The sequence below is a fragment of the Subtercola sp. PAMC28395 genome (assembly GCF_018889995.1).
Lineage (GTDB): Bacteria > Actinomycetota > Actinomycetes > Actinomycetales > Microbacteriaceae > Subtercola.
The window spans coordinates 910,676-923,760 of the sequence record NZ_CP076547.1 but is presented as its reverse complement, the minus strand read 5'-3'; the positions used below and the strand labels follow the sequence as shown (position 1 = coordinate 923,760).

The 13,085-nt window shown below is 64.3% G+C and carries 13 protein-coding genes; 7 read left to right on the top strand and 6 right to left on the bottom strand.

Going from position 1 to position 13,085, the window contains the following annotated elements; translation table 11 throughout:
* Positions 1–52: 52 nt before the first annotated feature.
* From KPL76_RS04390 to KPL76_RS04380, 3 genes are all read left to right on the top strand, one after another.
* Positions 53–340 (top strand): HU family DNA-binding protein, encoded by a 288-nt coding sequence (locus KPL76_RS04390; RefSeq protein ID WP_205106177.1) that lies wholly within the window; start codon positions 53–55, stop codon positions 338–340.
* A 184-nt stretch (positions 341–524) separates the two neighbouring features.
* The gene (locus KPL76_RS04385) at positions 525–2,483 is read left to right on the top strand and encodes a cytochrome c oxidase assembly protein (RefSeq protein WP_216335289.1); all 1,959 of its coding nucleotides are present in this window, start codon (positions 525–527) and stop codon (positions 2,481–2,483) included.
* A 58-nt stretch (positions 2,484–2,541) separates the two neighbouring features.
* Positions 2,542–3,825 (top strand): ATP-dependent RecD-like DNA helicase, encoded by a 1,284-nt coding sequence (locus KPL76_RS04380; protein WP_216335288.1) that lies wholly within the window; start codon positions 2,542–2,544, stop codon positions 3,823–3,825.
* 57 nt (positions 3,826–3,882) lie between these two features.
* Here KPL76_RS04380 and KPL76_RS04375 read toward each other — a convergent pair whose 3' ends face one another.
* On the bottom strand, positions 3,883–4,608 hold the full coding sequence (locus tag KPL76_RS04375; protein WP_216335287.1) for an alpha/beta fold hydrolase: 726 nt from the start codon (positions 4,606–4,608) through the stop codon (positions 3,883–3,885).
* 141 nt (positions 4,609–4,749) lie between these two features.
* On the opposite strand from KPL76_RS04375, the gene KPL76_RS04370 reads away from it, so the two are divergent.
* The gene (locus KPL76_RS04370; RefSeq protein WP_216335286.1) at positions 4,750–5,274 is read left to right on the top strand and encodes a DinB family protein; all 525 of its coding nucleotides are present in this window, start codon (positions 4,750–4,752) and stop codon (positions 5,272–5,274) included.
* A 20-nt stretch (positions 5,275–5,294) separates the two neighbouring features.
* Here KPL76_RS04370 and KPL76_RS04365 read toward each other — a convergent pair whose 3' ends face one another.
* Both KPL76_RS04365 and KPL76_RS04360 read right to left on the bottom strand, forming a co-directional pair.
* The gene (locus tag KPL76_RS04365) at positions 5,295–5,978 is read right to left on the bottom strand and encodes a dienelactone hydrolase family protein (protein ID WP_216335285.1); all 684 of its coding nucleotides are present in this window, start codon (positions 5,976–5,978) and stop codon (positions 5,295–5,297) included.
* Positions 5,971–6,489 carry an SRPBCC family protein gene (locus KPL76_RS04360; protein WP_216335284.1) on the bottom strand — a complete coding sequence of 173 codons (519 nt, stop codon included), beginning with the start codon at positions 6,487–6,489 and terminating at the stop codon, positions 5,971–5,973. Before KPL76_RS04360 ends, KPL76_RS04365 begins: the two co-directional genes overlap by 8 nt.
* A gap of 64 nt (positions 6,490–6,553) precedes the next feature.
* On the opposite strand from KPL76_RS04360, the gene KPL76_RS04355 reads away from it, so the two are divergent.
* Positions 6,554–7,933, top strand: coding sequence for a hypothetical protein (locus tag KPL76_RS04355; RefSeq protein WP_216335283.1), 1,380 nt, complete (start codon positions 6,554–6,556; stop codon positions 7,931–7,933).
* A gap of 92 nt (positions 7,934–8,025) precedes the next feature.
* Here the strand turns inward: KPL76_RS04355 and KPL76_RS04350 are convergent, their stop codons facing one another.
* Together KPL76_RS04350 and KPL76_RS04345 are read right to left on the bottom strand one after the other, a co-directional pair.
* Positions 8,026–10,497: a phosphoketolase gene (locus KPL76_RS04350; RefSeq protein ID WP_216335282.1), complete on the bottom strand. Its 2,472-nt coding sequence runs from the start codon at positions 10,495–10,497 to the stop codon at positions 8,026–8,028.
* A 198-nt stretch (positions 10,498–10,695) separates the two neighbouring features.
* A complete protein-coding gene (locus tag KPL76_RS04345) occupies positions 10,696–11,271 on the bottom strand; it encodes an NAD(P)H-dependent oxidoreductase (RefSeq protein WP_216335281.1) in 576 nt (191 codons plus the stop codon).
* 112 nt (positions 11,272–11,383) lie between these two features.
* On the opposite strand from KPL76_RS04345, the gene KPL76_RS04340 reads away from it, so the two are divergent.
* Positions 11,384–12,106, top strand: coding sequence for a TetR/AcrR family transcriptional regulator (locus KPL76_RS04340; RefSeq protein ID WP_216335280.1), 723 nt, complete (start codon positions 11,384–11,386; stop codon positions 12,104–12,106).
* On the opposite strand, the gene KPL76_RS04335 is transcribed toward KPL76_RS04340, so the two are convergent.
* Complete coding sequence (locus KPL76_RS04335) at positions 12,063–12,569, bottom strand: GNAT family N-acetyltransferase (RefSeq protein ID WP_253202170.1); 507 nt, start codon at positions 12,567–12,569, stop codon at positions 12,063–12,065. The two genes, KPL76_RS04340 and KPL76_RS04335, sit on opposite strands and share 44 nt — an antisense overlap.
* Positions 12,570–12,611: 42 nt before the next feature.
* On the opposite strand from KPL76_RS04335, the gene KPL76_RS04330 reads away from it, so the two are divergent.
* Complete coding sequence (locus tag KPL76_RS04330) at positions 12,612–13,064, top strand: GNAT family N-acetyltransferase (protein WP_216335279.1); 453 nt, start codon at positions 12,612–12,614, stop codon at positions 13,062–13,064.
* Positions 13,065–13,085 lie beyond the last annotated feature (21 nt).

Sequence of the window (13,085 nt, the reverse complement as noted above, 5' to 3'; positions counted from 1 at the left end):
GATACAACAGAATTGCTGCTTTCGCAGCAGGATGGTCCGAGGAGGACACTAAATGGCTGATAAGTCACTCAACAAGACCGAGCTCGTCGCAGCAGTCGCCGCCGCTTCGGGCCAGACTCAGACCTCCGTGAACGAGGTTCTCGACTCATTGTTCGCAACCCTCGCCGACTCGGTGTCGAACGGCGTCAAGGTCACGATTCCCGGGTGGATCGCCGTCGAGCGCACGTCGCGTGCCGCTCGCACCGGCCGCAACCCCCAGACGGGTGAGGCGATCCAGATCGCCGCGGGCAACTCCGTGAAGATCAGCGCCGGCAGCAAGCTGAAGGCCGCCGTCAAGTAATTTCGAATACAGTTCGAACCACTCGTGAACGAGGGGTCAGGCTCCGGCCTGGCTCCTCGTTTTTCGTGGGTCGGGCGCGTTGCTACCTGCCCGATGCTTGTGCACACTTCGCCCACCCGTGAAGTTCTACACAGGCCTGTCTCACGCGGCAGGGTTCACAGGTGCGCTGTCGTAGGGTTGTCAGGTGCCGAAAGTCGTACGAATAGCCGGGCCGGCAGCGCTCGTCGTTGTGGCTTTCGTCGCGCTCGTTCTCGGTCTCGAATACGGCGGCGGCGCAACCGCGCAGCTGCTCGAAGACCCGGGGCCACTCGTCCGTTTCGGTTTGCCCATGGCAACCCTGCTCGTCAACCTCAGCGCATCCCTCACCATCGGCGCGCTCCTGCTCGCGGTTTTCGCGCTGCGTTCGTCCAAACCTGAATTCACGCGGGCAATGGATGTCGCGGCTGCCGGCGCCGCACTCCTCACGGTTTCTGCGGCGCTCACAGGCTTTCTGAGCTTTCTCAACGTGACCTCGACGTCAGCCAGTATCGATTCGAAGTTCGGCCAGATTCTCGGGCAGTTCCTCATCTCGGTTCCGCTCGGCCAGGCGTGGCTCGAAACCACCCTCATCGCGGCCGCCGTCACGGTGCTCTGCTTTGCCGTTCGCAATCTCACGGCGCTCGTCTTCGTCGGCCTGCTCGCCGTCGTGGCATTGGTGCCGATGGCCCAGCAGGGGCACGCGGCCGGCGCAGACGGCCACGACGCAGCAATCACCGCTCTGTTTCTCCACCTGGTCTTCTCGGCCGTATGGCTGGGAGGCCTCCTCACGCTGGCACTTCTGTCGAAGCAGCTCGACAATGCCAGGCTGGTCGATGTTGTTTCGCGCTACTCCAGCGTCGCGCTCGTCTGTTTCATCGTGGTAGCTGCCTCTGGCTACGTGAGCGCCGAATTGCGTGTCGGTTCGCCCGACCGGCTGCTCACGCCCTACGGCATCCTCGTGGTGGTGAAAGTGGTCGCGCTCGTCGTTCTGGGCCTGATCGGCGCACTGTACCGACGGCTTCTCATCCGTCGCTTGTCCGCCTCCCAGGGTCGTGCTGCCTTCTGGCAGATCGTGATCGCCGAGCTGGTGTTCATGGGTGTTGCGTCAGGTGTCGCGGTGGCACTCGCCCGCACTGCCACGCCGATCCCCGAGACAGTGCCGACAACGCTCTCGCCCGCCCAGATCCTCACGGGTGAGCCCCTGCCCCCCGAACTCTCTCCCGGAACGGCGCTCGGCCAGTGGAACTTCGATCTGCTCTGGCTGCTGGTCTGCGCATTCGGTATCTTCTTCTACCTCGCCGGAGTCTGGCGCCTGCGCCGTCGCGGCGACAGCTGGCCCATTCATCGCACGGTGTTCTGGGTCGTCGGCATGCTGCTCTTGTTCTTTGTCACCAACGGTTTCATGAACGTGTACGAGAAGTATCTCTTCAGTGTTCACATGCTCGGCCACATGATCCTGGCGATGATGATTCCCATCTTCCTGGTCTCCGCTGGCCCCGTCACCCTGGCGCTTCGAGCCATCCACAAGCGCACTGATGAAACCCGCGGTGCACGGGAGTGGATCCTGCTGGCGGTGCACTCGAGATTCGGTACCTTCGTCTCGAACCCGATCGTCGCGGCGATACTGTTCGCGACCAGCCTGCTGACCTTCTACTACACGCCGCTCTTCCGCTGGGCCACTGTCGACCACATCGGCCACGAGTGGATGATCGTGCACTTCCTGATCGTGGGGTACCTCTTCGCCCAGGCTCTCATCGGCGTCGACCCCGTACCGTACCGGCTGCCCTACCCATTCCGACTCCTGCTTCTTCTGGCCACCATGGCGTTCCACGCCTTCTTCGGGCTCACGCTCATGACCGGCTCGGGCCTGCTGCTGGCCGATTGGTACGGATCGATGGGTCGCACTTGGGGCGCCAGTGCGATCGGCGACCAGCAGTCCGGTGGCGGCATTGCGTGGAGCATCGGCGAGATCCCCACCATCATCCTGGCCATTGTGGTGGCAATCCAATGGGGTCGAAACGATACGAGAGAGACGAAGCGCCTCGATCGCAAAGCGGAGCGAACGAATGACGCCGAACTGAACGAATACAACGCCATGCTCGAGCGGCTGGGCAGAGCCCGGTGAACGGGCCAGCCCGCTGCGCCGGCGACAACCGCGTTCCCCAGTGTCTGGGAAGGCCGCGATGAGCGGGCCCACCCTGTCGGCGGAGCAGCAGCGCGTCTATGAACTCATCGAGGGCACGAAGAAGCATGTCTTCGTGACCGGTCGGGCAGGCACAGGCAAGTCGACGCTTCTCAACCACCTGTCGTGGAACACCGAGAAGCAACTGGTGATCTCTGCCCCGACCGGCGTTGCGGCCCTGAATGTGGGTGGCCAGACCATCCATTCGCTGTTTCGTCTGCCGATCGGCGTCATCGCCGACCACGACATCGAGCAGAGTGGCGACGTGCGCAAGGTGCTCAACACCATCGACACACTGGTGATCGACGAGGTGTCGATGGTCAACGCCGACCTCATGGATGCCATCGACCGTAGCCTCAGGCAGGCCAGGCAACGCCCGCTCGAGTCGTTCGGTGGCGTGCAGGTTGTGCTCTTCGGTGACCCCTACCAACTTGCCCCTGTTCCCGGTGATTCAGACGAGCGCGCGTACTTCGCAGACCACTACCCGTCGATGTGGTTCTTCGACGCGAAGGTGTGGGCCGAAGCTCCGCTGACCATCGTCGAACTCACTGAGATCCATCGCCAGCACGATGACGACTTCAAGTTCATGCTGAACGCCGTGCGACACGGCATGGTCACGAAAGAGATAGCGGATGCCCTGAACGGTGCCGGGGCACGAACACCGCCCAGCGACGGTACGATCACGCTGGCCACGCGCAACGATTCGGTGAATCGCATCAATGCCGCCGCTCTCAAGAAGCTCTCCGGTGCCATCAAGACCGCGAAGGCAGAGATCTCGGGAGATTTCGGTGGGCGTGCCTACCCGGCAGAAGAAAGCCTCGAGCTCAAGACAGGCGCACAGGTGATGTTCTTGCGCAACGATGCCGACCAACGCTGGGTGAACGGCACTGTCGGCACCGTCACGAAGATCGCGGGTTCGGTCTGGGTCGAAGTCGACGGCGACGTGCACGAGGTGGAGCCCGTGAGCTGGGAGAAGTTCAAGTACTCCTATTCACCCGCGAACAAGCAACTCACCAAAGACGTGGTCGGTGAGTTCACCCAGTTCCCCCTGCGCCTGGCCTGGGCAGTCACCATCCACAAATCGCAGGGCAAGTCGTACGACTCTGCGATCGTCGACCTGGGCACCAGGGTCTTCAGTTCGGGGCAGACCTACGTTGCCCTCAGCCGCCTCACTTCGCTCGAGGGACTCTACCTGACCAGGCCGCTTCGCCCCGCCGACATCATCGTGGATCGGGACGTGCAGCGATTCATGCACCGCCCGCCGCCAGCGGGTGCGGGAGCCTGAGCACAGACCGCGCCACAGCCGGTCACCCCAGAGCCTGGCACCCCAGAGCCTGGCACGTCAGCGAAGGGCAGCGAGGATAGCCTCAGCGAGCTCGGCCGGTCGCGAGAACTGAGGCCAGTGACCAGTGGGAAGGTCGACGACGGTCACGTCTCTCACCCGGGCGAGCTCCGCGAAGTACGGGTGGCCCGCGTGCATCGCTTCGCGCAGGTCCGTTGAGGAGAAGGTGCAGGTGATCACGGTCGCCGGAACATCGAGACGACGCTGGTCGTCGCCGAGCACCACCAGGCCCGAGGTGACTGCTGCCGGCTCGGGTACGGCGCGAGTGCGGAAGTTCTCCAGCATCTCGGGGGTGAGCTCAGCGAGCTCGTCGGCATCGAAGAAACTCCAGGGCGGGAGCGGGCACTCGCCATCGACCTCTGGAATGTTCGGATTGATCGCCAACCCGTCGGCGAGTGGCCCCGAGTCGACGTAGATATCGCGTGCTACGAGCGAGGGTCTGCGGTCGGTCGCCGCATAGATCAGCGGCCCACCGCCGCTGTGCCCCACGAGCACGATGTCGGTCGCACCGATCTCATCTTCACTGGCGTCGGCGATGCTGTCGATCTCATCGGTGATCGCACGAACGTGGTCGTCGAAACTCACGTGGCTGCGTGGCTCGTCTTCAGACTCGAGGCCAGGCAGGGTCAGTGCGTGCACGGTGTGCCCGGCCTGCGTGAGTCTTTCGGTGATGGGCTTCCACGACCAGGCACCCAGCCAGAATCCGGGAACGAGAACAATGTTCATGTGCTTGACGTTACGCTGCACTCGACCAGACCGAAAGTGATTCGCTTCGATGAAACCGGCGCCGACGCTCAGGTGACTCAGGGTGGGTACGTCGACAGGTGCAGCGAGCATCCGGTGTCGAAAGGTGTCTAGAATCACCGCATGGCTATTGTTCCCGACACCAAGAACTGGACGTGGGTTCTCGAACGAGAGTGCCCGGAGTGTGGTTTCGATTCTTCGAAGACCCCGGCAACGGCAGTTGCCGAGCTGACGCGTGTGAACGTGGCCCAGTGGCCAGCCGTGCTGGCACGGCCCGACGTCGCCGTTCGCTCGCACGCCGGCACATGGTCGCCCCTGGAGTACGCGGCGCATGTGCGCGATGTGTTCCGGCTTTTTCGCGTTCGGCTGGCACTCATGCTGGCCGAGGACGACCCGGCATTCGCTGACTGGGACCAGGATGCCACGGCGCTGGAGTCTCGGTACAACGAACAGCTGCCCGAGGTGGTTTCAGCCGAACTCGTCAGTGCTGGCCTTGCGATCGCCGACGACATCGACGCGATTCCCGGAGACGCGTGGCAGCGCACGGGCCGACGCGGGGATGGGTCGGTGTTCACCGTCGACACCCTGACGCGCTACTTCATTCACGACCCGACTCACCACCTGCATGATGTCGGGGCAGGCGCGTGACCTGAGGCCACCGTGCCCGGTCAGTCGCCGAGTTGCTCCTGCAGAAAGTAGGTCGTCCGCGCGAAAGCAAGGGCGGCGGCGTTCTTGTCGAGGCGTTCGATGAGTGTTGCGTTCGCAAAGATGTCTGAGGTTGCCGCATAGGTGTGCCGGGTGACGGGTGTTCCCATCTCCTTGAGGCGGCTGACGAACCGGTCGGGTTCGTCTCCTGTGCCCCACCTGCCGCGCTCGGAATAATTGAGGAGCACCGGGCAGGGAACGATGCCGGCCTCGTCATCACCCAGGCCGGCGCTGTAGACGGCGATGGCGTCGAGGTTGCCCGATTGGGCCAACCGGAGCCCCACCCAGCCGCCGAGTTCGAACCCGATCAGACCCACCTTCGAGACATCGGAATCCTTGTCTGAGCGCAGATCCCTGGCAAGCGCTCGTGCCCTGCCGATTTCGACCGCGTCTTCGAGGGCTCCGAGTGCGAAACCGAGGTCCAGGTCGCGGCTGAGTTCGTCTGCGCCGGAGTCGTCGATGGTGGCCACTCCGTTGAACAGGTCGGGAACAGTCACGAAGAGACCGCGGCTGGCGAGAGCAGTGGCATACGACTCGAGATACGGCAGGCGCCCGTACCGGTCATGCACGAGAACGACCGAGGGGTTGCCCTGCGTACCGAATTCGAGCGGCCAGCCGGGCGAAGGGATGGTGATGAACTCAGCCACGATCATCGATCCGGTCAGTGATGACGGCTTGCAGAACTGCTTTCATTCCTTTACGCATGTACCGCAACCAGAGGGGCCCGATGAGGTGCCTCACGACGAACGCGCGGCCCGGCAGGGGCCGGTAACCATAGGTCCACGTGATGTGGGTGCGACCGGCACTGCCGGGGGCGTACGTCCACCTCGCCGTCGCATCGGAGACGAGCGAGCTCAGCACGCCGGTGAACAGGGAGACGTTGTAGTCGAAGTGACCGATTGCGTGATCAGCGTCGGGGCGTTCATATCCGACAATCGTCTCGCGGAAGGAGCCACCGTCGGAGAGGTGAACCGTGCGGTGGGCGCCGATGACATCGTATGGCCCGCTGAAGTCGGACAGGCCGACGACGGCCGGAAGCACTTTGGCGTACCCGGTGAAGAGCGTGCTGTCGTCCCGGGGAACGACGATGTCGAAGGCCACCGAGGGAGCCGAGAAACTCACTCCGACGACGGTGAACATCACCAACGGTTGTGTCATAGCGTGGTCTCTCCACCGAGGCTGGAATCGTTCTCTCACTCTACTTCGTGGCCGCGATAAACTGATGGTGTCGTTCCGAGCGGCGGGCAGGGCCGTTCCTGCCTTCGGATCCGGCCAGTGGGGTTCTCGTATCGTGTCTGCCGGTTCGGCACCCGCCTCCTCTCGTGGCCCTGCCTCTCGACCACGCCCCCGTCTGACGGCCATTCGCTTCTTCGGTTCGTACGCCGATATTCTGCGCGTTCCCGGCGCTCGGGGCTTCGTGATCGCGGGGTGGTTGGGCCGGGTCTCGCGCTCGACCGCCGGAGTGGCCACCATCTTGCTTGTTGCCGCCTTCTCTGGCAGCTTCGCCCTGGCGGGTGCGGTCGCGGGCGCCACCATCCTGGGAATTGCCGTCGGCGGCCCGCTCTGGGCACGCGCAGTGGATGCCCGGGGCCAACGCCTGGTTCTGCCCTTCAGCCTTGTCGCTGCGGCGGTCGCGGCCGCTGCGCTGGTCACTCTCGTGCTGGCTGCCGCTCCTGTCTGGACCTGGTTCGCCGCCGCCTTCGTGCTGGGAGCCTCGTCTATCGACGTTGGTTCGCTGGTTCGTGCCCGGTGGCGCAGCGTGGTCTTCGATGAACCGGGAAGGCATACCTCGCTGGCGCTGGAGTCGGTGAGCGACGAACTCGTCTTCGTGATCGGGCCACCGACAGTTGTCGTGGTCGCCGCGACAGCTGGACCGATCTCGGGATTCGCCGCCGCCTTCGCGGTGTCGATCATCGGCGGCCTCTGGCTGTGGCTGCAGCGGTCGACGACACCGCCCGTGCTCCACCGGGCATCGAGTCTGAAGACAGGGATGACGCTCGGCGTCGCACACGGGCGCGCTCGCCCAGCGTGGTACCCACCCGCCGGAGTGCTCGGCGTGCTCCCGGTCTTCGCTGGCGTCGGAGCCGTCTTCACTGCGATCGACCTGGCGGCCGTCGGCATCGGGCGTGAAACGGGGCAGCCTTGGCTGACTGGCATCACGCTTGCCGTCCTTTCCGTCGGGAGTGTCGTAGCCGCCTTCGCATTCGGCCCTCTCAGTGCCCTTTGGCGACCGGCGAAGCGGGTCCTGGTGTCGACCGTTGCCTACGCGATCGTCGTGCCGAGCCTGCTGCTCGTGCACGACCCTGCTGTGCTTGCGGCACTGGTGGTTGTGGCCGGTTTGGTCACGACTCCCGTGCTCATCTCCGGTACCTCGTTCATCGCGTCGATAGCGCCGGAGGGCCGCCTGACCGAGGCCCTCACCTGGCCGTCGATCGGCATGGCGGCCGGGGCGACCGTCAGTGGTGCAGTGACAGGAATCGTGATCGACTCCGGATCGGCCATGGATGCCTTCTGGGTCGCTGCTGCCGCGGCCGTCATGGTCGGGGTCGTCGGGGTCACACGCGCTGTGCGCGATCGATCGGCGTCGTCGGGATGCATCTGATGGCGCGGCAGCGCAGGCGCGCCCGAGCCGGCCTGGTCATCGGCCCCCGAGCCGGGTGACCGGGCGCATCAGCGGGTAGGCGCATCTCACCGTCACACGTTGTCTCCACCGGTGTCTTCCGCCCGTGAACGGGTTGGGGCGAGACCGCGGCCGTCGACCCCAGACCACTGCCAGCCCGTGACCTCGGGGCTGTCTTCGCCATGGGCCCGGGTATATGCCCGGGCACGCATACGTGCATCCTGCATCTCCTGGCGCAATGATGCAGCGCGAACGGCCAAACCCGGCACGCGGTCGAGAACGTCGATCACGAGATGGTACCTGTCGAGGCTGTTGAGCATGACCATGTCGAACGGGGTGGTCGTTGTTCCCTCTTCGTTGTACCCGCGAACGTGGATGTTCGCGTGGCCGACCCGACGATAGGTGAGCCGGTGGATCAGAGTGGGATAGCCGTGATATGCGAAGATGACCGGCTTGGTCGTGGTGAAGATGGTGTTGAACTCGCTGTCGGAGAGACCGTGGGGATGCTCCGATTCTGACTGGAGCCGCATGAGGTCTATCACGTTGACCACCCGCACAGCGAGGTTCGGAAGGTGCTCGCGAAGAATGGAGGCCGCGGCGAGGGCTTCGAGCGTGGGCACATCGCCGGCGCAGGCGAGAACGACGTCGGGCTCGGTGCCCGGGGTCTCTGTGCCGGCCCAGTCCCAGATTCCGAGGCCTCTGGTGCAGTGAGCAACGGCTTCGGGCATGGTGAGCCAGTTGGGAGCGGGTTGTTTGCCAGCGACGACCACATTCATATAATCGACAGACCTCAGGCAGTGGTCGTAGGTCGACAGCAGGGTGTTCGCGTCGATGGGCAGGTAGACCCGGACGACGTCGGCCTTCTTGTTGACCATGTGGTCGATGAACCCCGGGTCCTGGTGACTGAAACCATTGTGATCCTGTCGCCACACGTGTGACGAGAGCAGGTAGTTGAGCGACGAGATCGAGCGCCTCCACGGAATCTCGTTCGACACCTTCAGCCACTTGGCGTGCTGGTTCGCCATGGAGTCGATGATGTGGATGAAGGCCTCGTAGCAGTTGAACAGACCGTGCCGCCCTGTGAGGAGGTACCCCTCGAGCCAGCCTTCGCACTGGTGTTCGGACAGAACCTCCATGACCCGACCGGCGCGGGCGAGGTGTTCATCGATCGGCCAGATGGCGGAGTTCCACTGCTTATCAGTCGCCGCATACACCCCCTGGAGGCGATTCGAGGCGGTCTCGTCTGGGCCGAAGATACGGAAGTTGTCTGGGTTCTTCTCGATGACCTGGGCAAGCCAGTCTCCGAGCACTTTCGTTGCAGAGTCTTCTGTCGCCCCAGGCGACGGGACCTCCACTCCGAAGTCGCGGAAGTCCGGCAGATCCAGTTCGCGGCGGAGGAGCCCGCCGTTGGCAAAGGGCGTCGCGCTCATGCGGAGATCTCCGGCGGGCGCGAGCTCTGCGACGAAGGGCACGAGCGCCCCAGAGTCGTCGAACAGTTCTTCTGGCTTGTACTTCTTCAGCCAGTCTTCGAGGATTCGTGTGTGTGCTTCGGTGTCACGTGCGTTGGCGAGGGGCACCTGGTGTGCGCGCCAGGTGTTCTCGACCGGCAGGCCATCGATCTCTGCCGGGCAGGTCCAGCCCTTGGGAGTGCGGAGGATGATCATCGGCCAGCGGGCCGTGCCGTCGAGGGTACCCTCCCTCGCCTGGCGCTTGATCTCTGAGATCTCGTTGAGAACCTCGTCGAGAGTTTCTGCCATGCGCTGGTGCACCAGCAGTGGGTCTTCGCCGTCGAAACCGCCTGACACCAGGTGTGGGTTGTGCCCGTAGCCACGCATCAGGTCGAGGAGTTCATCTTCGGGGATGCGTGCCAGAACAGTGGGGTTGGCGATCTTGTAGCCATTCAAGTGCAGGATCGGCAGCACGACGCCGTCATTCGCCGCGTCGAGAAACTTGTTCGAATGCCAGCTGGTGGCCAGCGGGCCCGTCTCCGCCTCGCCGTCGCCGATGACGCAGGCCACCAGCAGGCCGGGATTGTCGAAGGCGGCGCCGTAGGCGTGTGACAACGAGTACCCGAGTTCACCACCCTCGTGGATGGAGCCGGGAGTCTCTGGTGCGTGATGACTGGGGATCCCGCCGGGGAAGGAGAACTGACGGAACAACCGCCGAATCCCTTCCTCGTTCTGCTGGATGGGCGCGTACACCTCGGAGTACGTGCCTTCGAGGTACGCGTTCGCCACCATGCCTGGGCCGCCGTGGCCGGGGCCGGCGATGTAGAGCGTGGCCTGCTCACGCTGCTGGATGATGCGGTTGAGGTGTGCGTAGACGAAGTTCAGCCCCGGGGTGGTGCCCCAGTGCCCGAGCAGCCTGGGCTTGATGTCATCGCGGCTGAGCGGCTCACGCAGCAGCGGGTTTCGCAGCAGGTAGATCTGGCCGATCGAGAGGTAGTTCGCAGCCCTCCACCAGGCATTCACCCGCTGGAGCTCTTCGCCCTCGAGTTTCACGGGTTCGAGGCTCGGCCACGGTGTGGTGCTGGATTCACTGTTCATGGGCTGCGCAGCTCTCTCTTCGGGCGAATGCCCGACGGGGTTCGCTCTCTTCACCCACCCTAGGCACGAGGCCTGTGCGGGGTACAGGGTCTTATGACCCGTTCACACAGACGTTGCCCTATATTCTCCGAACAGAACGGCCCGGCAACGATTCTGTGGAGAACCGCTGCCGGGCCGAGATTGTGCGGGAGGAGTGACCTAGGCTGCGGCCACCTTTGAAGCTTCTGAGACTGCGGCGACGACGTCGCGAACGACTGCGGCGAGCTGGGCCGAGACCTCTGCGTCATCTTTCGGGTGGATCTCAGCGAAACGCACCATGGACCCGGGGACAGACAGCTTGATCTCTTCGAGCACGGTCGCACCGGCGATGCCGAATGACTTGCGGGCCTCGTCGTGGGCCCACACGCCACCGAACTGGCCGAAGGCGCTGCCGATGGCTGCGACCGGCTTACCCGAGATCGGGCTGGAGCCGTAGGGTCGCGATGCCCAGTCGATGGCGTTCTTCAGCACGGCCGGGATGGTTCCATTGTGCTCGGGGGTGACGACCAGAACGGCGTCAGCGGCGGCAACGGCTGCGCGGTACGTCGTGGCTGCGGCAGGAACAGAACCCTCGACGTCGATGTCCTCGTTGTAGAAGGGCAGCTCAGCGAGGCCTTCGAAGATCGTGAGCGTCACACCCTCGGGGGCGACACCGATGGCTGCTTCTGCGAGCTGGCGATTGGTCGAGCCGGCGCGCAGGCTTCCGACGAGAACGAGAATGGAAGTGTCAGTCATTTCTTCTCCAAGAGGGGTAGGGGGGTGACGCAGGGGAACGCGCATGGCGCGGCCGATCATCCAGTTCAACCGGACTGCGGTCCGTTTATTCCCTGCATGCTAAAGTCCGAGAATGGATGCCCGAGACAACCTCATCGCATCTGTCGGCGGGCCTCCTCATGCCGCTACCCGTTCTTCCACCGGCGATCTCCGCTTTGCTGCTGATTCCTCCCCTCCGACCCCTTTTTCTGCCCCTCGAGTGCCGCGCGAAAGGGCAGATGCCCAACGCAATCGGGCGCAGCTTCTCGAGGTCGCCCGCCGGATCGTCGACTCTGCTGGTGTTGATGCGCTCACGATGGACAGGCTCGCCCGCGAAGCGCACCTCGGCAAAGGCACGATCTTTCGCCGGTTCGGTTCGCGCAGCGGGCTCCTGCTCCAGCTGCTCAACGAGATCGAGACCGAATTCCAGCGCGGGTTCCTTGCCGGGCCACCGCCACTGGGGCCGGGTGCAGAGCCGATCATCCGGCTGGTTGCCTTCGGGCGCCAGCGCCTGGAGCTTCTCGCGATTCAGGGCGACCTGCTGCGCGCAGCGGAAGAGCGGCCCGATGACCGCTACTCCTCCCCCGCCCGCGGGGCCGGGTTGATGCATGTCAGCATGCTGCTTCGCCAGGCGGGATTCGACGGTGACATTCCGGTGCTCGCACTCAACCTGATCTCGATGCTCGACGCGACACTTGTTCTCTACGAGAATCGCACGCAGAACATCGAGATGACGCGGCTCGCAGACGGGTGGGAGCAGATCGTGCTCAGCATCACAGCTGCTTGCGCATCTCCAGCTCCCTCTGGTGGGGATTGAGGATGTACGGGAACAATTGGCCCGTGGGCAGGTAGCCGCGTTTCGTGTACGCGGCGATGGCGCGTGGATTCTCTGCGTGCACGTGCAGGGTGAGACTGTCTGACTCGCTTCGCGCCCAGTCTTCGACCCCTTTCAGCAGAAGATCGGTGACACCGGATGCTCCGCGGTAGTCGGGCGTCACGTATACCCCGACCAGCATCGGCCCGACAGTGTCGAGGTAGCCGCCCATGGTGCCCACCCAGCGGCCGCCAGCATTCTCATCTATGGCGACCATTGCGGTGCCAGTCGGAGCCTCGCCCCGTCGAGCGCGTGCACGCCAGGCACCTTCGCCCAGCTGGAGCGCCGAGGTGAGGGTTTCGCCAAATGCCAGCGGTGTATCGGCGAGCATCTCGAGTCTCAGCGCTCTCACCTGCGGCCAGTCGGCTTCGGTCGTGCTGCGGATGCTGATGGCGGGCGTGCTCACCCCTCCAAGGGTACGCGCCGCAGAACAGGCGACAATTGACCTGTGACAGTGACGATCGAAGTGACAGCGTGGAGTGACCCCGACGGAGTGAAGCTGCGTGCAGCCCAGCGAACCGAACTCGACACCCGATATGGCGCAGACACCGAGCCCGGTGTGAAGCCCACTGCGGAAGACATCGCCGTCTTCCTGATTGCACGAGATGACGCTGGAGAAGCGCTCGGCTGTGGCGCCCTGCGGCTACTCGACGACGACACCGCAGAGATCAAGAGGATGTTCGTGGTGGCCGCTGCCCGGGGAACCGGTGCAGCGACCCTGCTTCTGCGGGCCCTCGAGAGCGAAGCCGTCACCCGGGGAATCACGCGCCTGCTGCTCGAGACCGGCCCTGCGCAACCCGACGCGGTGCGGTTCTACCAGCGCGAGGGGTACGCCCCTGCGCCACCCTTCGGCCACTACGTGCACTCTGCCACTTCGCTGTTCTTCGGGCGGGATCTTTGACGCGGCGCTGTGCAGCAGCGC